The sequence below is a fragment of the Herbaspirillum sp. alder98 genome, from assembly GCF_020179755.1.
GTDB lineage: Bacteria > Pseudomonadota > Gammaproteobacteria > Burkholderiales > Burkholderiaceae_D > Herbaspirillum.
This window is the reverse complement of the sequence record NZ_JAIUCY010000009.1, coordinates 71,513-91,436: the sequence shown is the minus strand read 5'-3', so window position 1 is coordinate 91,436 and position 19,924 is coordinate 71,513. Positions and strand designations below refer to the sequence as shown.

General features: G+C 63.3%; 18 protein-coding genes. 8 read left to right on the top strand and 10 right to left on the bottom strand.

The genetic code is table 11. The features are described from left to right. The first annotated feature begins 87 nt into the window (after positions 1-87). A complete protein-coding gene (locus LBW87_RS18700; protein WP_225202975.1) occupies positions 88-558 on the top strand; it encodes an SRPBCC family protein in 471 nt (156 codons plus the stop codon). Positions 559-750: 192 nt separating this feature from the next. Here the strand turns inward: LBW87_RS18700 and LBW87_RS18695 are convergent, their stop codons facing one another. Continuing rightward, on the bottom strand, positions 751-1,800 hold the full coding sequence (locus tag LBW87_RS18695; protein WP_225202974.1) for a YeiH family protein: 1,050 nt from the start codon (positions 1,798-1,800) through the stop codon (positions 751-753). A 139-nt stretch (positions 1,801-1,939) separates the two neighbouring features. Between LBW87_RS18695 and LBW87_RS18690 the strand changes: the two genes are divergently transcribed. Next, complete coding sequence (locus tag LBW87_RS18690; protein ID WP_225202973.1) at positions 1,940-2,842, top strand: LysR family transcriptional regulator; 903 nt, start codon at positions 1,940-1,942, stop codon at positions 2,840-2,842. Between the two features lie 10 nt (positions 2,843-2,852). On the opposite strand, the gene LBW87_RS18685 is transcribed toward LBW87_RS18690, so the two are convergent. The 4 genes from LBW87_RS18685 to LBW87_RS18670 form a co-directional block, all read right to left on the bottom strand. After that, complete coding sequence (locus LBW87_RS18685; RefSeq protein ID WP_225202972.1) at positions 2,853-5,252, bottom strand: TonB-dependent siderophore receptor; 2,400 nt, start codon at positions 5,250-5,252, stop codon at positions 2,853-2,855. A gap of 81 nt (positions 5,253-5,333) precedes the next feature. Further along, a complete protein-coding gene (locus LBW87_RS18680) occupies positions 5,334-6,347 on the bottom strand; it encodes a FecR domain-containing protein (protein WP_225202971.1) in 1,014 nt (337 codons plus the stop codon). Beyond that, positions 6,344-6,862 carry a sigma-70 family RNA polymerase sigma factor gene (locus tag LBW87_RS18675; RefSeq protein ID WP_225203073.1) on the bottom strand — a complete coding sequence of 173 codons (519 nt, stop codon included), beginning with the start codon at positions 6,860-6,862 and terminating at the stop codon, positions 6,344-6,346. The genes LBW87_RS18680 and LBW87_RS18675 overlap by 4 nt, the downstream gene beginning before the upstream one ends. A 79-nt stretch (positions 6,863-6,941) precedes the next feature. Beyond that, on the bottom strand, positions 6,942-7,427 hold the full coding sequence (locus LBW87_RS18670) for an asparaginase domain-containing protein (RefSeq protein ID WP_225202970.1): 486 nt from the start codon (positions 7,425-7,427) through the stop codon (positions 6,942-6,944). Between the two features lie 116 nt (positions 7,428-7,543). Between LBW87_RS18670 and LBW87_RS18665 the strand changes: the two genes are divergently transcribed. After that, positions 7,544-8,302, top strand: a complete 759-nt coding sequence (locus LBW87_RS18665) for an L-asparaginase (protein WP_225202969.1) — start codon at positions 7,544-7,546, stop codon at positions 8,300-8,302. Here the strand turns inward: LBW87_RS18665 and LBW87_RS18660 are convergent. Continuing rightward, positions 8,286-9,290, bottom strand: a complete 1,005-nt coding sequence (locus LBW87_RS18660; RefSeq protein WP_225202968.1) for a D-2-hydroxyacid dehydrogenase family protein — start codon at positions 9,288-9,290, stop codon at positions 8,286-8,288. The two genes, LBW87_RS18665 and LBW87_RS18660, sit on opposite strands and share 17 nt — an antisense overlap. Before the next feature lie 590 nt (positions 9,291-9,880). Between LBW87_RS18660 and LBW87_RS18655 the strand changes: the two genes are divergently transcribed. The 3 genes from LBW87_RS18655 to ahpF all read left to right on the top strand — a co-directional run bounded on the left by LBW87_RS18655 (position 9,881) and on the right by ahpF (position 14,363). Continuing rightward, positions 9,881-11,749 (top strand): phosphoenolpyruvate carboxykinase (GTP), encoded by a 1,869-nt coding sequence (locus tag LBW87_RS18655; RefSeq protein ID WP_225202967.1) that lies wholly within the window; start codon positions 9,881-9,883, stop codon positions 11,747-11,749. A gap of 326 nt (positions 11,750-12,075) precedes the next feature. Next, positions 12,076-12,639 carry an alkyl hydroperoxide reductase subunit C gene (gene ahpC, locus LBW87_RS18650; protein ID WP_225202966.1) on the top strand — a complete coding sequence of 188 codons (564 nt, stop codon included), beginning with the start codon at positions 12,076-12,078 and terminating at the stop codon, positions 12,637-12,639. 125 nt (positions 12,640-12,764) lie between these two features. Further along, positions 12,765-14,363 (top strand): alkyl hydroperoxide reductase subunit F, encoded by a 1,599-nt coding sequence (ahpF, locus tag LBW87_RS18645; RefSeq protein WP_225202965.1) that lies wholly within the window; start codon positions 12,765-12,767, stop codon positions 14,361-14,363. Between the two features lie 306 nt (positions 14,364-14,669). Here ahpF and LBW87_RS18640 read toward each other — a convergent pair whose 3' ends face one another. The 4 genes from LBW87_RS18640 to LBW87_RS18625 all read right to left on the bottom strand — a co-directional run bounded on the left by LBW87_RS18640 (position 14,670) and on the right by LBW87_RS18625 (position 18,219). Continuing rightward, a complete protein-coding gene (locus LBW87_RS18640; RefSeq protein WP_225202964.1) occupies positions 14,670-15,824 on the bottom strand; it encodes a D-alanyl-D-alanine carboxypeptidase family protein in 1,155 nt (384 codons plus the stop codon). 189 nt (positions 15,825-16,013) lie between these two features. After that, positions 16,014-16,676 (bottom strand): alpha/beta hydrolase, encoded by a 663-nt coding sequence (locus tag LBW87_RS18635; RefSeq protein ID WP_225202963.1) that lies wholly within the window; start codon positions 16,674-16,676, stop codon positions 16,014-16,016. Between the two features lie 8 nt (positions 16,677-16,684). Beyond that, on the bottom strand, positions 16,685-17,005 hold the full coding sequence (locus tag LBW87_RS18630; RefSeq protein WP_225202962.1) for a (2Fe-2S) ferredoxin domain-containing protein: 321 nt from the start codon (positions 17,003-17,005) through the stop codon (positions 16,685-16,687). A 65-nt stretch (positions 17,006-17,070) separates the two neighbouring features. Continuing rightward, positions 17,071-18,219, bottom strand: coding sequence for a VanZ family protein (locus tag LBW87_RS18625; RefSeq protein WP_225202961.1), 1,149 nt, complete (start codon positions 18,217-18,219; stop codon positions 17,071-17,073). 65 nt (positions 18,220-18,284) lie between these two features. Here LBW87_RS18625 and LBW87_RS18620 point away from each other — a divergent pair, with 65 nt between their 5' ends. Further along, the gene (locus LBW87_RS18620; protein WP_225202960.1) at positions 18,285-19,139 is read left to right on the top strand and encodes a biotin--[acetyl-CoA-carboxylase] ligase; all 855 of its coding nucleotides are present in this window, start codon (positions 18,285-18,287) and stop codon (positions 19,137-19,139) included. After that, positions 19,136-19,915, top strand: coding sequence for a type III pantothenate kinase (locus LBW87_RS18615; RefSeq protein WP_225202959.1), 780 nt, complete (start codon positions 19,136-19,138; stop codon positions 19,913-19,915). Before LBW87_RS18620 ends, LBW87_RS18615 begins: the two co-directional genes overlap by 4 nt. The last annotated feature ends 9 nt before the right edge of the window (positions 19,916-19,924 follow it).

The window sequence follows — 19,924 nt, the reverse complement described above, 5'->3', positions numbered from 1 at the left end:
GCAGCGGCGTCGGCGGCGCTCCCATTGTGGGACAATGCGCAGGAATCAATCAGTCAATCAGTTCATCCGGACCCGCCGGACATCACCATGAAATTCAACCATCTGATCCAGATCAACGATCCGCTCAACCCCTTGCTCGACCCGCTCACCCGCGAACAGTTATGGCAAGGCCTGGTGATGCGCGCCGAATTGCCCAAGCTGTTCATGCCGCATCTGGATGACTGCCGCCTCAGCGACAAGAGCATGGATGGCGTGCGCCGCGAATTGCGTTATGGCGAGCTGGTGATCCGCGACAAGGTGACCTATCTGCCGCAGATCCAGGTGCTCTACGAAATCCCGACGCAAGGCGAAATCGCCGCCTCGCGCATGAGCATGACCATCGAAGAGCCGCAGCCGGAGCAGTTGTTCGTGCGTTTCGAGTACGACGACGGCCAGCCCGACGATGTCGACAGCAGCGAAGCGTTCTATAACGAATTCCGGCGCTCGGCCTATCAGGAAGCCGATATCGATACCGTGCGCATCATTCGCGAGATGAGCATCAAGGGCTCGCTGCACTAGGGCCTGTTCACATTAAATCTGCGAGTGCGAGAGGTCGGCAAGCGTTGTCTGGCTAGGCGTAGCGACGCGCCGTAGTGGTACTACGGCAAGGAGCTGCAACAACGGCAGGCGACGCTTGCCAGCACGCCGCCTGGGGGCAACGCATCTCGCAGATTTAATGTGAGCAGGCCCTAACAGCTTCTGATGCCGGGCTTACCCGAGCAATCTTTCCAGGGCGCCGTTGACCAGCGCGCCGCCCACCACCAGCCAGGCGAACAGCACCGCACCGAGAATGATCGGCTTGAGCCCGGCATTGCGGATCGCCGACAGATGCGTGGTCAGGCCCAGCGCCGCCATGGCCATGGCCAGCAGCAGCGTGTCGACCTGCATCACCAGCCGGTTCAAGGCGACCGGCAGCGGCATGACCGAGTTGAGCACCACCACGCCGATGAACGCAAACGCGAACCACGGGATCGACAGCTTGCGGCGTTCACCGGCCGGCGCCGGGCCAGCCTTGATCGACAGCATCAGCAGGAACGGCGCCAGCATCATCACGCGCACCATCTTGGCGATGACCGCCGTGTCGGCCGTATGCTGGTCGATCGAGCGTGCCGCCGCCAGCACCTGCGCCACTTCATGCACGGTGGAGCCGATATAGATGCCGAAGTCCGGCAGGCGCAGGCCCCAGGCCGGTTCGGCCTGCAAGCCATGCAGCAGCGGATAGAGGAAGATCGCCAGCGAGCCGAAGATGACCACGGTCGAGATGGCTACCGTCACCTGCTCGCTGCGCGCCCGCAGCACCGGTTCGGTCGCCATGACCGCAGCGGCGCCGCAGATGGCGCTGCCGGCGCCGATCAACAGGGCCGCATCACGCTCGAGTCGCAGCAGTTTCACGCCCACCACCCAGGCCAGGCCAAAGGTCGACAGCAGCATGGCGGCATCGATCACCACGCCGGCCACGCCGACATGGGCGATGTCCTGCAGCGTCAATCGAAAGCCATACAGGATGATCCCGGCGCGCAGCAGCGTCTGCTTGGACAGTCGCACGCCTTCGCCGCAGCGGGGCGCCATGCGCGGATAGATCGTGTTGCCCAGCAGGATGCCGATCACGATGGCCACCGTCAGCGCCGAGAAACCATGCGCCTGAAGCCAGCCGATGTCCCCCAGTTGCACCGAGGCCCAGGCTACCGCAGCGGCCAGCAGCAGGCCGGGGACGAAGGGGCTGAGCGGATTGATGGCGGGGGAGTGGCTGGCGGTGCGCATGGCGTTCTCGACGGATGTTCTTGTGATGCAACGCACTGTACGTGAGACGGATATAAAAGAAAAACGCGTTATCTTGTTAATATCAACCTGTTAAACAGGTAGATTTAATGATGGTTGGTTTTTCTCGGATGGCGGGAGCATGAAGATAAGTTTGCGGCAGTTACAGATATTCCTGGCGGTGGCGCAGGCCGGCTCGACGACGGCGGCGGCCGAACTGGTGGCGTTGTCGCAATCGGCCGCCAGCGCCGCCTTGAATGAACTGGAGCATCTGCTGGGCGTGCAGTTGTTTGATCGTGTCGGCAAGCGGCTGGTGTTGAATGACAGTGGTCGCCGCTTGCTGCCGCAGGCGCGCCACATGCTCGACCTGGCCCACACGATAGAGCGGCAGTTCGTCGATCCGCACGCCGGCAGCGAACTGCATATCGGGGCGTCCACCACCATCGGCAGCTACATGCTGCCGGCGATGGTCGCGGCGTATCGGCGCGCGCATGCCGGTGCGCGGGTCAGAGCGCTGGTGGCCAATACGGCCGACATCGTCGCGGCGGTGGTCAATTTCGAGGTGGATGCGGCATTGATCGAAGGGCCTTGCCATGCCGACGACGTCGAGGTCGAGCCGTGGATGACGGACGAATTGATCGTGGTGGCCGCGCCCGATCATCCGATCGTCGGCGATGGGCGCAAGATCAGCCTGAAGCAATTGCGCCAGGCCGAGTGGCTATTGCGCGAAGCAGGGTCGGGCACCCGCGAGGCGGTCGAGCATGCGTTGATTCCCTATCTGCATCACCTGCCGTCGTCCTTCGAATTCGGCAACTCGGAGGCGATCAAGCGCGCCACCGCCGAAGGGCTGGGTATTTCTTGCCTGTCGCGTGCGGTGGTGCAGGACCTGATCGAGTCGGGCAAGCTGCTGGAACTGCCCACCGCCTTGCCGACCCTGCGCCGGCATTTCTACATGGTGGTCAGCAGCCACCGGGCAGCCTCGCCCAGCCTGACGGCATTGCTGGCGTTCTGCCGGTACTGGGCGCGGCTGCAGCAGCCGGCATGATGGCTCCTCCTTACCAGCGATAGGCAATGGTGGCGATGACACTGCGTTCTTCGCCGTAGCGGCAGCCGGTGGCCGCCACGCATTGCACGTAGTCGCGGTTGAACAGGTTCTTGGCGTTGATCTTCAGCTGCAGGCCACGCAAGGTAGTACTGAGTTGTTCGAGGTCGTAGGCCAGCATGGCATCGACCAGGGTGCGCCCGGCAATCTGGTAGTTCAATCCCGCCACCGGTGCTTCGCTCTGGTAGCGCACGCCGACGCCGGCTTTCATGCCCGGCAGGCCGATGCCCCCGAAATCATATTGGGCCCAGGTCGATGCTGCGTGATACGGCACGCCTGACACCCGCTGTCCTATTTCGGTGGCCAGGTTGCTCTTGGTGGTGCGAGCATCGGTGTAGGCATAGTTGGCGATCAGTTCCAGGCGGCCGAATGCCGAGCGGGCCTCCAGTTCGAGGCCGCGCGAGCGCAACTCGCCGGTCTGCACCGAATAGGTGGCATCGACCGGATCGACCGTCAGTCCGTTGGTCTGGGTGATCTGGTACAGGGCGGCGCTCAACAGGGTTTTCCCCCCTTGTGGCTGATAGCGGATGCCGACTTCGAACTGGTCGCTTTCGGTGGGCTTGAACCGGTTGCCAAGGCGATCAACCCCCGCTTGCGGTGCAAAGGACTGGCCGAAGGATGCGTAGGGGGCCAGGCCATTGTCGGCCAGGTAGACCAGGCCGGTGCGTCCGGTCAGGGCCGAATCGCGGGCCGGCGTGCGTCGGTTGTTGCTGTAGGTGGTCACGCTGCTGTCGACCCAGTCCTGGCGCGCGCCGACCAGCCATACCAGCTTGTCGGCCAGTTTCATCTGGTCTTGCAGGTACAGGCCGAACTGCTGGCTTTCGGTGCGCGAGCCGTTGTTGGTGGTGCCGATGACGGGCGTGGCGCCGTAGACCGGATTGTTCATGTTGATGGCCGACACCGTTCCGGCGTAGCGCTTGGAGTCATAGGTGCTGTCGAAGTAATCGAAGCCGGCCAGTATCTTGTGGCGCAAGGCCGGACCGCCGAGATTCATTTCCAGCGATGTGTCGGTGGTCAGGCCCTCGGATTTTTCGGTGCGGTTGACTACCCCGCGCGAGTACAGGCCGGTGGCGGAATTGAGCGTGCCATAGGAGAGGTAGTTGAAGACGGCGTCGCCGCTGAAGTAGCGCAGGTTGTGGCGCAACTTGATGTCGTCGTTGAAGGCGTGCTCGAACACATAGCCCCCCGAATAGACCTCGCTGTCGTAGCGGTCGTAGCCGGGTTCGCCAATGAAGAAGCTGCGCGGGATCGTGCCGTTGACGGTCAGCGCGGCCGACGCCGGCGCCACGAAGCGGGTGCGCATGTGCTGGTAGCTGCCCAGCAGCGTGAGCGAGGTGCGCGCCGACGGCCGCCAGGTCAGCGCCGGGGCAATATAGGTCTTGTTGTCGTCGATGTGGTTGATGCCGGTGTCGGCCTGGCGCAACAGGGCGGTCAGGCGATAGCTCCAGACGCCGTCGTCCGAGAGCGGGCCGGCGAAGTCCCCGGTGACCTGTCGGCGCCGGTTGTTGCCGATGTCGGCGCTCAGTTCGTGGTACGGCTCGGCGGTGGGGCGTTTGCTGACGGCGTTGATGACGCCGCCCGGGCTGAGCTGCCCGTACAGGACCGATGCCGCACCGCGCAGCACTTCCAGTCGTTCCAGGCCATACGGTTCCTGCGAACTGTCATATACGCTGGGCTGGTATTTCATGCCATCGCGCAGCATGCCGGTGTTGGCATTGGCCAGGTTGAAACCGCGCACGCGCACATCGTCCACCATGCGGTTGAAGGACGACGCCTGGCTGATCACGCCGGGCGTGTAGTCGAGCGCCTCGGCGAGCGACATCGCCTTGGTCGCTTCGATCTGGTCGGCGGTGGCCACCGATACCGACTGCGGCGTTTCGAGGATGGGGGTGTCGGTCTTCAGGGCAGAGCCGGCACGGCGCGCCACCAGTCCGGTCAACTGGCCGGTGGCGCTCTCCTGCTGAGCGGCTACGGTGACCTGCGGCAACGGGCCGGCATTGGCGCCGGTGGCACCGATGGCATAGGCGCCGTCCTGCTGGCGCAGCGCCTGCAGGCCGCTGCCGGCCAGCAGCGCGGCAAAGCCTTCGTCCACCGTGTAGCGGCCGGACAGGCCTGCGCTCTGGCGCTCCTGGGTAGCCTGCGGCGAGAACGACAGCAAGATGCCTGCGCGCCGCGCAAAACTGTTGAGGGCGCGGTCAAGCGGGCCGGCGGGGATATCGAAGGCCAGGCGCGTGGTGTCGAGCGCCTGGGCGTGCAGGGTAGCGCCCGGCACCAGCAGGGCGGCCAGGATGGACAGGCCGCTCAGCGGCCGGGGACGAAGGGCAAATGCACGTAGATTGAACGGGGTTTTCATGATCGGTCTGATTGATTGGCAATGGTGCTACCAGGTAAACCGGACGAGTCGCGAAAACCTGCAGAAAGAACTGAAAATAAATCACGCCGGATTCTTGGGGCGCAAGGTGATCCAGTACGACGTGAAGGCATCCACCTGCACCGGCAGGGTGCGGACCACGGCGGCCAGTATGCGGGCCGGCTGGTCGATCGGGAATACCCCCGAAATGGGCAGGCTGGCGACCGCTTCGTCGCAGCGCAGCCAGCCCGAACGATAGCGGCTCAGTTCAGCCACCAACTGGCCCAATGGCATGCGCTCCGCCACGATCATGCCGTCCTTCCATGCCACGGCGTCATCGTCGGCCCGCTGCTGTGCGCCATGCGGGCCGTCGGCGTCGAACAGGCCTTGATGGCCGGCATCGATCCGGGTGGGGTTGCCTGCGCGCTTGCCGCTGAATTCGACCGCCCCTTCGAACACGGCGACCAGCACCGTCCCATCGCGATCATGCAGGCGAAAACGGGTGCCCAGCGCGCGTGCCGTGCCTTGTCGCGTCTGTACGATGAACGGACGGTGCTGCGCGGCATTGTCGGGAGCGGTGGTGATCAGGATTTCGCCGCAGTGAAGTTGCACCAGGCGCGTCTTGCCGTCGTAGCTGATATCGACGGCGGTGGCGGTATTGAGTTCCAGGATGGTGCCATCGGCCAGCACCACCCGGCGCCGTTGGCCGTTGCGCGTGCTGTATTGCGCCAGCAGCGGCTCCCAGGGCGCGTGACTGGCGAGGCCGCCGGCCACACCCGTGACCAGGATGACGCTCAAGGCCTTGAGCGCGAAACGTCGGGCATGCTTGCGGCGCGCCGCACTGTCGCCCACGGTGGCATGGGCCAGGGCCGGCGGCAGTGTCGCCACGCCGTCGCGCAAGACCTCGAGGCGCGACCATGCCAGCTCGTGGGTCGGGTCCTCGGCGCGCCAGCAGCGACAGGCTTCGTGGTCGGCCGCCGTGGCGCTGCCCGATTGCAGACGCACCATCCATTCGATGGCTGCGGCCACGATACCCGGCCCGGGTTTGGCGGCGATGATGTCGGCATCGCAAGGCGTCGTGCCGGCCACGGTGTTCATGCCGGGTCGCCGTATTGCACGCGGTAGCAGGTCGCGAAGGCGCGGGTCATGTATTGCTGCACCGAACTGAGTGAAACCTCGAGTTGGCGCGCGATATCGGCATAACTCATGCCATCGAGCTGCGATAGCAGAAAGGCCGTGCGCACCTTCGGAGGGAGTGACGCCAGCATGGCGTCGACCTGGTTGAGCGTCTCCAGCACGATCTGGCGCGCCTCGGGCGAGGGCGCCTGTTCTTGCGGCAACTGCGCCAGTGCGTCCAGGAAGGCGGCCTCCAGCGCGCAACGCCGGAAGTGATCGATGACCAGCCCACGCGCGATGGTGGTCAGCAAGGCCCGCGCCTGATCCAGATAGAAATCGCGCCGGGCGGTGATGACGCGCACGAACGTGTCCTGCACCAGATCGGCGGCCAGTTCGGCATTGTCGGTGCGCCGACGGACCCAGCCCAGCAGCCAGCGATGATGGCCGCCATACAATCCGGCGATGTCTTCGTTAGAAAGGCGGGCGGCGTCGCGCATGGCGCAGTTGTCCAATAGAATGAGAATGCTTCTCATTGTAAAGGCCTTTGCGTGCCGCGCCAATGCCGGCGCGTAGGGATCAGACCTGTTCGAACACGCCTGCGCTGCGGTTCTTGGCGACCTTGTTCCAGGCAAAGACCTGGCCGTTCATGGCGACATAGACGCCCGGCGGCAGCACTTGCGCCACGCCGCAGGCAAAGCCGAAATTGAACAGGGCGTCGGAGTTGGCGATTTCATAAGGAATCATGGCGCCGGTCAACACCACCGTGGACGCCAGCGCGGCCTGGCCGAGCACTTGCGCCGTCAACTGCATGGTGTCGGTGCCGTGCACGATGACGATGCCGCGCTGGGTCGCGCTGCGGCACGAGACGAGCACCCGCTGGCGGTCGGCGTCCTGCATTTCCAGCGAGTCCAGCAGCGGCAGTTCTTCCAGTACGACGTCGGCGGTGATGCGCGCGCGGGCGATGACCTGCGGCAGATGACTGGCGCCGAAGCCAAGCTGGCCGGCGATTTCGTCGTAGTGTTTGTCGAAGGTGCCGCCGGTGGCGATGATGCGAAGACTCATGATTTTCCTGTGCAGGGTGAAATGGCCGTAGGCGCCGTCCGGTATCTTACACGCACATTTCTTGCCCATGGCGGCGTCCTGAAGCTGCTGCAAATGGGTCTTATAATGGACCGCATATGAAACCACTGGCACCCGGCACCGTCATCTTTCATCGTCATCGCGGCTATGGCGTGATCGTGCTCGTCAACCTGATGACGGGCTGGATTTCTGCGCGCTTCGGTAGTGAGGTGCGGACGCTGGACCTTAATCTTTCGTCCGACGAAGTGCAGCACGCCGATGGCACGCCCATCATGTTCCGTCGCGCGCCGCCGGATCGCATGCCGCATGTGCGGCTGATGGCGATGGTGCGCCTGCTGCACCGGGCCGGCTATCAGCGACTCTATCTTTACAGCTGGCCCAAGGCGTCCGGACTGCATTGGCGCTGGCATCTGTTTGCCGGGCCCCGGCAATGGATCGAACGCCCGTGGCGCGAGGGCTGGTATGGCTCTGGGGCCGACTATAACTTCAATCCGATCATGGGCTGGGGCGATAATCCTGGCGCCAGCGCCGAAGAACTGGCACGCGCGCTGGCGCAGTTCGATCCGCAAGGGCTGGCGCAGGCACTGGGTGAAGACGAAGAACATGCCGCCTGGTTCGAGCAGGTCTGCGCCACGCTGGCGCCGGACTATGCCTACAGCCTGGGATGGGACTATCACACCGGCATGCCCGAGACCTTGCCCATCATCGGCGTGCGGCGCAACGTGCCCGACTACGCCGGGCCGCCGCTGCCGTGGCCGCCCGGGTGGCATCACCTGTGGAAGAAGTCGGGGCAGTCGCCGCTGCTACGCTATCAGCCGCCCACGCCCGGCCCCCTGAGGATTACTCCGGAGCTTTGACGGCGTTCAGCGCCTGCGGGTTGAGCACGTTGCTGGGGGTGCCGGCGGCAAAGTTGACGATGTTCTGGAAGGCCGCCCGGAAATACAACTCATAGCCATCCTTTTCGACATAGCCCAGATGCGGCGAAGCCACCACGTTGTCCATGCGCAGCAGCGGTGAATCCACCGGCAGCGGTTCGCGCTCGAACACATCGAGCGCGGCCAGGCCGGGGCGGCCCTGTTCGAGTGCGGTTTCCAGTGCGCCGGCCTCGACCAGCTCGGCGCGGCTGGTATTGACCAGGCAGGCGGTGGGTTTCATCAGCGCCAGGTCGGCTGCGGTGACGCCGCCGCGGGTCGCGTCGTTCAAGCGCAGGTGCAGGCTCAGTACATCGGCCTGCGAAAAGAACGCAGCGCGATCAGGCGCTGCCTCGAAACCGTCCTTTTGTGCCTGCTCCAGGCTGGGCGCTCGGCCCCAGACCAATACCTTCATCCCGAACGCGCGGCCATAGCCGGCCACCATGCGCCCGATCTTGCCATAGCCCCAGATGCCCAGCGTGCGTCCCTTGAGCGCGGTGCCGATCAGGTTGTGATGCGGCGTGGCCGACACCTGCTGCCAGGCGCCGATGCGCAGGTTGGCGCAGTATTGGGGCACGCGCCGCGCCGCCGCCATGATCAGCGCCCAGGTCAGTTCGGCCGGCGCCGTCGGGTCGCCCACGCCCTCGACGATGGCGATACCGCGCGCGGTGGCGGCCTCCACATCGACATGGCCGCTGACCTTGCCGGTCTGCGAGATCAGGCGCAGCAGCGGCAGCTTGTCGAGCAACGGACGACTCAGTTCGGTGCGTTCGCGAATCAGCACCACCGCATCGAATGGCGCCAGGCGGGCGGCCAACTGGCCGGTGCCGCGGATGGTGTTGTTGAAGATCTTGACGTCGTGGCCGTCCAGCAGTGAGAAGCAATCCAGGTGGCGTACCGCGTCCTGGTAATCATCGAGAATGGCGATTTTCATTTTTTGGTCTCCGGGGGACTGGATGGGCGCCCGGGGCGAGCGCTGCCAAGCATCATAAGGCGATCGTGGCGATTATGCATATATGCACCCTGAAACGGGCCATTGCTCGCATATTGGCCTGATGGCGCATTGGAACGAAGCAATTTGTCGCAGCGAAGGGGCGGATGAAAGAAATTGTCCGATAGGCTCGCGTGATATTCACAGCATGAATGATGAATCGGCGGCAATCCCGCTAACAACCAGGCTATGACTGGTTTTCAGGAGAAATCATGTTATGCGCCATGGTAATGAAAAAACAGATTTTTTTCAGTTTGTATTTTCCTACTACATTAGTCGGGTATTTATCGCTACAAATTTCAGTAAATTATTTTATGTCGAGGTACAATCCTCGCCACCTTTTCTCACTTTTCACTGTCGAAGGGTGACCGCAGCCTGGTCCGGATCCCGGTTTCAGGCAACGTGGCCAGACACTGGCCGCCATCGACAAGACCGCCGATCTGCCTGCAGGCGTGGAGCCTCCGCCGCTGGCAACGACGATCCTGCCGTGCCAACACGAATTCTTTAACTTTGTGGCATTGGAGGTAATACTCATGAACCAACCGCTCATGGCAGGCGTTCCCGCAGTGAACGCACCCGCATTCGTCAAACATCAGAAGCTGATCAACTGGGTTAGCGAGATTGCTGCGCTGACCAAGCCGGCTCGCATTTACTGGTGCGACGGATCGCAAGAGGAATACGATCGCTTGTGCGCCGAAATGGTCGCCGCCGGCACCATGAAGAAACTCAATCACGAGAAGCGTCCCAACAGCTACCTGGCGTGCTCGGATCCGTCGGATGTGGCGCGCGTCGAAGATCGCACCTTCATCTGCTCGAAGACGAAGGAAGAAGCCGGCCCGACCAATAACTGGACCGACCCGGCCGAAATGCGCCAGACCCTCAATGGCCTGTTCGACGGCTGCATGGCCGGCCGCACCCTGTATGTGGTGCCGTTCTCGATGGGCCCGCTGGGCTCGCCCATTGCCCATATCGGCGTCGAGTTGTCCGATTCGCCCTATGTCGCCGTGAACATGCGCATCATGACCCGCATGGGCCGTGCCGTGTATGACGTGCTGGGCGCCGATGGCGACTACGTTCCCTGCGTGCATACCGTGGGCGCGCCGCTGGCGGCCGGTCAGCAGGACGTGGCGTGGCCGTGCAATGCCACCAAGTACATCGTTCACTATCCCGATACCCGCGAAATCTGGTCCTATGGTTCGGGCTACGGCGGCAATGCACTGCTGGGCAAGAAGTGCTTCGCACTGCGTATCGCCTCGACCATGGGACGCGCGCAAGGCTGGCTGGCCGAGCACATGCTGATCCTGGGCGTCGAGTCGCCCGAGGGCAAGAAGCATTACGTGGCGGCGGCTTTCCCGTCGGCATGCGGCAAGACCAACTTCGCCATGCTGATCCCGCCCAAGGCATTCGGCGGCTGGAAGGTCACCACCATCGGCGACGACATCGCGTGGATCAAGCCGGGCGCCGATGGCCGCCTGTATGCGATCAACCCGGAAGCGGGCTATTTCGGCGTGGCCCCCGGCACCAACGAAAAGACCAACTACAACTGCATGGCTTCGCTGGCCGCCAACACCATCTTCACCAACGTGGCGCTGACCGATGATGGCGACGTCTGGTGGGAAGGCATGACCAAGGAAGCGCCGGCGCACCTGATCGACTGGCAGGGCAAGGACTGGACGCCAGAGATCGCCAAGGAAACCGGCCGCAAGGCGGCGCACCCGAATGCGCGCTTTACCGTCGCCGCCACGCAAAACCCGGTGATCGATCCGGCCTGGGATGATCCGGCCGGCGTGCCGATCTCGGCCTTCATCTTCGGCGGCCGCCGTTCGACTACCGTCCCGCTGGTGACCGAAGCCCGCAACTGGGTGGAAGGTGTCTACATGGCCGCCACCATGGGTTCCGAAACCACCGCTGCGGCCGTCGGCCAGCAGGGTGTGGTGCGTCGCGATCCATTCGCCATGCTGCCGTTCGCCGGCTACAACATGAGCGAATACTTCCAGCACTGGCTCGATATCGGCAAGAAGATCGCCGCTTCGCCAGCCGAGCTGCCGAAGATCTACTGCGTCAACTGGTTCCGTACCGATGCCGACGGCAAGTTCGTGTGGCCTGGCTTCGGCGACAACATGCGCGTGCTGAAGTGGATGCTGGACCGCATCGAAGATACCAAGGGTGTGCGCACCGGGGCGACCGAGCATCTGTTCGGCTTCACCCCACGCTTCGAAGACCTGCAATGGGAAGGCATCGACTTTACTGCCGAGCAATACTCGACCATTACTTCGATCGACAAGGCCGCCTGGCGCCAGGAACTCGAACTGCATGCCGAGCTGTTCGACAAGCTCAAGCACAAGCTGCCGGGTGAGCTGGTCGGCGTCAAGGGCAAGCTGGAAAAGCAACTGGCGCTCTGACGCCAGCGTCTAGCGTTGTCCAACAGCCTGCCGCAGCGATGCGGCAGGCTTTTTTATGGGCGTTTGGCGCGCTTTGCTGCCATGCAGTAACATGAGCCCCGCCGACATCTCGCTGGTGTCGCGCTTGTATCGGCCCCGGTCGACGCCATATTCTGTCATTGCATGGCGAGGTCGATCGGGTGCCAGGCCAGGCGATAGCCTGATGCCCGGCATCGATAGTTAAATCCAATCAAAAACATTAATTAAATAAAATTGATCTATTTGATTCGGCGTCTTACACTTCTTCCACTGCTTCAAAACAACCCCTCCCTTAAAAGGAAATAGAAATGTCCCTGATCAACACCACTATCAAACCATTCAAGGCAACTGCATACCATGACGGCAAGTTCGTCGACATCACCGAAGCTACCCTGAAGGGCAAATGGTCCGTGTTCGTGTTCTATCCGGCTGACTTCACATTCGTCTGCCCGACCGAACTGGAAGATCTGGCTGACAACTATGCCGAGTTCAAGAAGCTGGGCGTCGAAGTCTACGGTATCTCGACCGATACCCACTTCGCTCACAAGGCATGGCACGACACATCGGACGCGATCAAGAAGGTGCAATACCCACTGGTGGGCGATCCGACTGCCACCCTGGCACGCAACTTCGAAGTACTGATCGAAGAAGAAGGCCTGGCACTGCGCGGTACCTTCGTGATCAATCCTGAAGGCCAGATCAAGGTGCTGGAAGTGCACGACAACGGCATCGGCCGTGACGCTTCGGAACTGCTGCGCAAGGTCAAGGCAGCCCAGTACGTGGCATCGCACCCAGGTGAAGTCTGCCCAGCCAAGTGGGAAGAAGGCTCGGCTACCCTGACTCCATCGCTGGACCTGGTTGGCAAGATCTAAGTTTGACTGGACCGTTGATCGGGCTGCCAGTCGGCCCGATCGTCGGGCCACGGCAGTAAATCGCATTACCCGTCCGGGCTTCGGCCCGGACGACTGAATCTCTCTCAGAGGAAAGTGAAATCATCATGCTTGATGCCAATCTCAAGACCCAATTGAAGGCTTATCTGGAAAAGGTGACCCAGCCTATCGAGATCGTCGCGTCGCTCGATGATGGCGCCAAGTCCCGCGAGATGCAGGAACTGCTGCAAGAAATCGTGCTGCTCTCGGACCGCATCACGCTGGTCGAGCATCGCGACGCTTCGAACGGACGCTCGCCGTCGTTCAAGCTGAACCGCCCCGGGACCGATATCAGCGTCGAATTCGCCGCGATCCCGATGGGCCACGAATTTACCTCGCTGGTGCTGGCGCTGCTGCAAGTCGGTGGCCACCCGATCAAGCTCGACGACAAGGTCATCGAGCAGATCAAGAATCTTGATGGCGACTACAGCTTCGAGACCTATGTCTCGCTGACTTGCCAGAACTGCCCGGAAGTGGTGCAGGCGCTCAACGTGATGTCGATCATCAACCCGCGTATTCGCTCGGTGACGATCGATGGCGGCCTGTTCCAGGCTGAAGTCGAGCAACGCCAGATCATGGCCGTGCCGACTATCTACATGAATGGCGAAGTGTTTGGCCAGGGTCGTACCGGCGTCGAAGAAATCCTCGCCAAGCTCGATACCGGCGCAGCCGCCCGCAAGGGTGAAGAACTGAGCACCCGTGAGCCGTACGACGTGCTGATCGTCGGCGGTGGTCCCGCTGGAGCGGCCGCTGCAATCTATGCAGCGCGTAAGGGTATTCGTACCGGTGTCGTCGCCGAGCGTTTCGGCGGCCAGGTGCTCGACACGCTGGCCATCGAGAACTTCGTCTCGGTGAAAGAGACCGAAGGTCCGCACTTTGCGACCGCGCTGGAACAGCACGTCAAGGCGTACGACGTGGACATCATGAATGTGCAGCGCGCCGAAGCGCTGGTGGCTGGCGACAAGCTGATCGAAGTCAAGCTGGCCAATGGCGGCGTGTTGAAGGGCAAGACGGTGATCCTGTCGACCGGCGCCCGCTGGCGTGAAGTCAACGTGCCGGGTGAGCGCGAATACCGCAACCATGGCGTGGCCTACTGCCCGCACTGCGACGGCCCGCTGTTCAAGGGCAAGCGCGTGTCGGTGATCGGCGGCGGCAACTCCGGCGTGGAAGCGGCGATCGACCTGGCGGGTCTGGTCAAGCATGTCACGCTGCTCGAATTTGCTGCTGATCTGAAGGCTGACGCCGTGCTGGTCAAGAAGCTCAAGAGCCTGCCCAACGTGACCGTGATCACCTCGGCCCAAACCACCGAGATCACCGGTGACGGCAAGAAGGTCAACGGTATCGGCTACAAGGAACGCGCCACCGGCGAAGTGCGCCACATCGAACTGGAAGGCGTGTTCGTCCAGATCGGGCTGGTGCCCAACACCGAATGGCTCAAGGGAACCGTGGCGTTGTCGAAGCACGGCGAGATCGAAGTCGATGCCAAGGGCCAGACCTCGATTCCGGGCGTGTTCGCCGCCGGCGATGTGACCACGGTGCCGTACAAGCAGATCGTGATCGCCGTGGGCGAGGGCGCCAAGGCTTCGCTGTCGGCCTTCGACCACCTGATCCGTTCGTCGGTGGACGACGAGCCGGTTGCGGCCAAGCAGGAAGCCGTGACGGCCTGAGCTGCGGGTCGGTCTTCATGCAAAACGCCATCGGGAAACCGGTGGCGTTTTTGTTTGGGCGCATCATTCTGCGGTAAAGAAAGACGCAGGTGCTGGAAAGAAGGGCGGCGTAAAAAAGACGCCGTCGTCCCGGCGCAGGCCGGGGATCCAGCGGCTTTTGTTGCGCATCGACGAGCGTGGAGACGCTGGGTGCTGACTGGCGTCAGGACGACGGCGGGCAATTGGTCATTGCTCATATCGTCGAACCGCACCCGCATAAAAAAACGCCACCGAGTGCGGTGGCGTTTTCATTTGAAACGGCTGGTCTTACTTGAACATCAGGCGCAGCGAATCCCAGGCGCGGCCGATGAAACCGGCAGGGCCCACCGATTCCAGTGCCACCACCGGCAACTCGGTGACCAGCTTGTCGTCGATGGTGACCTTCAAGGTGCCGACCTTGGCATTCTCGGAGATCGGTGCGATCAACGGATCGTTGCGGTCAAGATGGGTCTTGACCTTGTCGGCTGTCCCCTTGGGGATGGTGATGTAGACATCGTTCTTGAAGCCGACCTTGATCTTGCCTTGCGAACCCTTCCATACATCAGGGGTATCGACCGGCTGGCCCTTGGCATACAGCTTGACGGCGTCGAAGTTCTGGAAGCCCCAGTTGAGCACCTTCTGGCTCTCTTGCGTGCGCACCTGGTCGGAGACGGTGCCGATCACCACCGAGATCAGGCGGCGTTCGCCGTTGGGCACCGGACGGTGCGCCGAAGTGATCAGCGAATAACCGGCGCTGGAGGTGTGGCCGGTCTTCATGCCGTCGACTGTCGGATCGAGCCACAGCAGGCGGTTGCGGTTGGGCTGGGTGATGTTGTTATAGGTGAATTTCTTGACCGAATAATACGTCTTGTAATACTCGGGGAAGTCATTGATCAGGTTGCGGCACAGGATGGCCAGGTCGCGCGCGGTGGTGTAAGTGTCCGGGCTGGGCAGGCCATGCGGATTCGAAAAGCGGGTGTTGGTCAGGCCCTGGCGTTGCGCTTCGCGGTTCATCAGCTGCACGAAGGCGTCTTCGGTACCCGAGACGGCTTCGGCCACCGCCACGGCGGCATCGTTACCCGAGACCGAGATCAGGCCGAACAGCAGGTTGTTGATCGAGACCGGCTTGTTGGGCTCGATGAACATCTTCGAGCTGCTGGGATCGACCTTCCAGGCATTGACCGAGACATTGACTTCCTGTTCGGCGTTGAGGCGCTTGTCGCGCAAGGCGGCGAAGGCCAGGTAGGCCGTCATCAGCTTGGTCAGCGAGGCCGGCTCGACACGCATGTCGGGGTCGCTCGATGCGATGACCTGGTTGGCCGAGGCGTCCAGCAGCAGCCACGACTTGGCAGCGATGGTCGGCGGCGGCAGGGACTGTGCGGAGGCGGACAGGGCGGAAATGGAAAGGACGGTGGCGGCAAGCGCCGCGAATAGTTTTTTCATCGGTGCGAAAGAATGGATGCCAGCAGGAGAAACATCGTTGCTGAAGTGTTGAAATGTGTGGAATCGGCGGACCGCCGCTGCAGTGCAAGCCCCCTTGGCCTGCAGCGTGAGGACCAATGGCACGCCGGGCATTATAAACGTCAGTGGCGGACACCCCCAAGGAAATCCCGCACACCCGACATCGACTCGTCAGCCCGGCAAACTTGCCGGACGGCGATGCCAGCTTTCGACCACGACGTTCTTGATATGTTGCAGCTTGCGGTGAAAAAAGTGATCCGAGCCGGGAATCACGACCACCGGCAACTCCTGTGGACGGGCCCAGTCGAGCACAGCCGACAGCGGGATGGTGTCGTCCTGCTCGCCGTGGATCAGGATGGTGTTGGCCGGCACCGTCGGCATCGGCCACTTGCCGGCCGCTGTGCCCACCAGCGCCAGGCGCTCGGCGGCTTGCGCCGGGTCGTTCTGCGACAGCCGCTGTTGCAGCTGGGCCTGGACGAAGGTGCCGAACGAAAAGCCGCCCAACGCCAGCGGCAGGTCGGGATACTGACCCCGCATATGCTGCAGCAGCAGCGCCATGTCGTCGGTTTCGCCCTGGCCGTGGTCATGCACGCCTTCGGACTTGCCCACGCCGCGAAAATTCATCCGCACCGCGACATAACCCAGCGCCAGGAAAGTGCGGGCCAGGGTTTGCGCCACCTTGTTGTCCATGGTGCCGCCAAACAGCGGATGGGGATGGGCCACCAGGGCCAGGCCGACCGGCGTGGCAAACAGCTCGGCATCGGGCAGGTCGAGCGCGCACTCGAGTTGGCCGACGGCGCCGGGAATCAGGAAATTCTGGGTATGGGCGTTCATGCTGGCATTCAGATCTTGAGACGGTCGACGATCTTGCCGCCGACGATATGGCTATCGATAATTTCGTCGATGTCTTCGTTATCGACAAAGGTGTACCAGGTGCCTTGCGGGTAGATCACGACGACTGGCCCTTCTTCGCAGCGCTCAAGGCAACCGGCCTTGTTGATGCGCACGCGGCCGTCACCGGCCAGGCCGAGTTGCTTGATGCGTTTCTTTGCGTGTTCCTGGGCGGCCTGGGCGCCCTTGTCGGCACAGCAGGTGCGTTCGCCCGGCTTGCGCTGGTTGAGGCAGAAGAAGACGTGGTGTTCGTAGAATGGCTGGTCGCTCATGATCGAAGATGACTGTGCGAAGTCGCGTTGGGTGGGGGGAGGGCAGGGGCCAATGATAACCCGGCTCACCGATGTTTGCGGTGCACCGGGTGATAGAGGAACCAGATCGCCAGGAACGGCCACAGCACCGACAGGAACTGCGCGGCGCCATCGAAGTTGAGAAACTTGCCCTGCACCCAGGTTTCCAGCGTCGAGATGTAGTACGGATTGGCCGGTACCGCATTGGTCACCAGGAGGCTGAGGATCAGCGCCAGCGCCGCCAGTCGCCGTTGCGCGGTGGGCGGGGCGAAGGTCAGTCCGGCTACCATCATGGCGCCGAGCAGGATGCCGCCGACCGCGCTGGGCGAGACCCAGACGAAGGCATTTTGCGGCGCGAAGAACAAGGCGCTGGCGAGCGACTTGATGGCAATGCAGGCCAGCAGGTACACCAGCACGATGGCGCGGCGCGGTGCCTGCTTGCGCAACAGCAGCAGCAACAGCAGCGCCGCGCCGCTCAGGCCGCAGGCCGAGACGATGACGTCGGCCAGCCAGTATTGCTCGGCGCTCAACTGGGCGTTGTTGATCCAGGTGGTCGCCAGGTCGAGCGGGGTATCGACCAGGTCCGAGAAGATGGCCGACAGCGGCGGCACCAGGTGACCTAGCCCGAACAGGTGGTTTTGCGGGTACATCAAGGCCAGTGGCCACAGGCCGGCCACCACCAGCCCGCGGCTGGCTTCGCCCGAGAACCAGCGCCGGCGTACCGCCAGCATGCGGCTTTCGAGCAGGAAATAACGACTGCTGAGCGCGCCCAGCACGGCGCCGGTGAAGGCGCCGATGGTGTTGGTGATCAGGTCGAGGTTGGACGGCACGCGGGTGGGCAGCCAGGTCTGGCCGGCTTCCATGCCGGCCGACAGCAGCATACCGGCCAGCGTCGCGGGCAGCACCGCCCACCGCGGGCGCAGCCTGGGATGCATGGCAAATACCAGCAGCGCGCCCAGCGGCGCATAGCCGGCGATGTTGGTCCAGATATCGAAGCCGGTCCAGTAATACGGCAGGTGCGCCGTCAGGTAGTCGAAGGGGCCCAGGCCCATGTCGCGCCAGCCCGAAAAGGGATACCAGCTGGCGTATACGATCAGTACCGCGTAGATCAGCAGGCTCACGCGCGCAAATGAAGACGCCGCTGTCGCGGCGGTGTCGGGTGTGGCTACGATGGACGAGGTGGGCTCGGCTTTCATGCGCCTGAGGGTACCCGATTTCGGCGCCGGATGCAGCGCCGGCGTCTGCCGTTACAATGCGCGCTATGAACAACAATTCACCTTTGCCGTGGACCCCGACGCCGCCGCCGGCAGACGACTTGCCGTTGGTCGATGCCGGCAAGCTGGCGGCGCAACTGGGCGCCTCCGAGCATGCGCCGGTGCGCACTCTGGCGGTCGAGGCGGTGGCGCAGACCGGGTCCACCAATGTCGATCTGATGCTGCGCCTGTCAAGCCTGGCGCACCCTCTTTTGCGCGTGGCCGACCGCCAGTCGGCCGGTCGCGGGCGAGCCGGTAGGCCATGGCGCAGCGACCCCGCCGCGACGCTGACTTTTTCCCTGGCGTGGCGCTTCGAGCGTCCGCTGCACGCCTTGCTCGGCTTGCCGCTGGCGGTCGGCGTGGCGCTGGTCGAGGCGTTGCAGGTGTTCGGCATCCAGGCGCAACTGAAATGGCCCAATGACGTATTGCGCGATGGCGCCAAGCTGGCCGGCATTCTCATCGAGACCGCCGCCGATGTGGCCCAACCGCAGGTCACCTGGGCAGTGGTCGGCATTGGCTTGAACCTGGACGTGCCGCCCGGCCTGGAGCAGGAGCTTGATCGCAGTATTGGCGCGGCCCATGAATTGCGCCGGCAACCGCGCGAGACGGTGTTGGCGGTGATTGCCAGCGCGCTGGCAAGTGCGCTCGACGAATTCGAGCGCGGCGGCCTCGCGGCCTTCATGGCACGCTGGCAAGCCTGTCACGCCTATGTGGGCCAGGCAGTCCGGATCATCGATCACGGGACGGTGGTGCAGGAGGGCGTGGCCGCCGGCATCGATGCCGTGGGGCGCTTGTTGATCGATACCCAACAGGGCCGGGTGGCGGTGATGGCGGGTGACGTGTCGTTACGGTTGGCGCAATGACTCCACTGCTCATCGACGCCGGCAATACGCGGATCAAATGGGGCGTGCCGCTGGCGCATGGCCTGGGGCGCTGGTTGGTCGAGGGCGCCGTGGAGCGTGGGCAGGTCATGCAATTGGCGCAGGCCTGGCAGCCCCTGACAGGCGAGGTCGGGCGGGTCTGCATCTCGAATGTGGCCGGCGCGGCGTTGCAGGCAGAGTTGGCGCAGGTGTTGCATGCGGTGTTCGGCGCGGCGCTGGAGATCGAATGGTTTGCCTCGCTGCCGCAACGCGCGGGTGTACGCAACGGCTATCGCACCCCCGGGCAACTCGGTTGTGACCGCTTTGCCGCTGCCATCGGTGCACGGGCATTGTTTCCGGCGCAGGAATTGGTGGTGGCCACCTGCGGCACCGCCACGACGGTCGATGCGGTGAGCGCCGATGGCGTCTTCCTCGGTGGCATGATCTTGCCGGGGCTAGCCATGATGACCACTTCACTGGCTGCCAATACCGCGCAGCTGCCGCAGATCGGAGGCATCAGCACCTCGGTGGGCCCCTTTGCCGACAACACTGGCGACGCCATCATCGCCGGCTGTATCGCAGCCCAGGCCGGCGCCATCGAACATGCACTGCGCCAGCGCCGGCAGGCCGGCGTGGCGCCCCTGCGCTGCGTGCTGGCCGGCGGTGCCGGGCAACTGCTGGTGCCGCATCTGGCGCTGGGCGATGCCATGCTGGAAAAGGTGGATAATCTGGTGCTGATCGGATTGCAGGCGGCCCTGGCCGCCGATCAAGACCTCTGACGACGAATG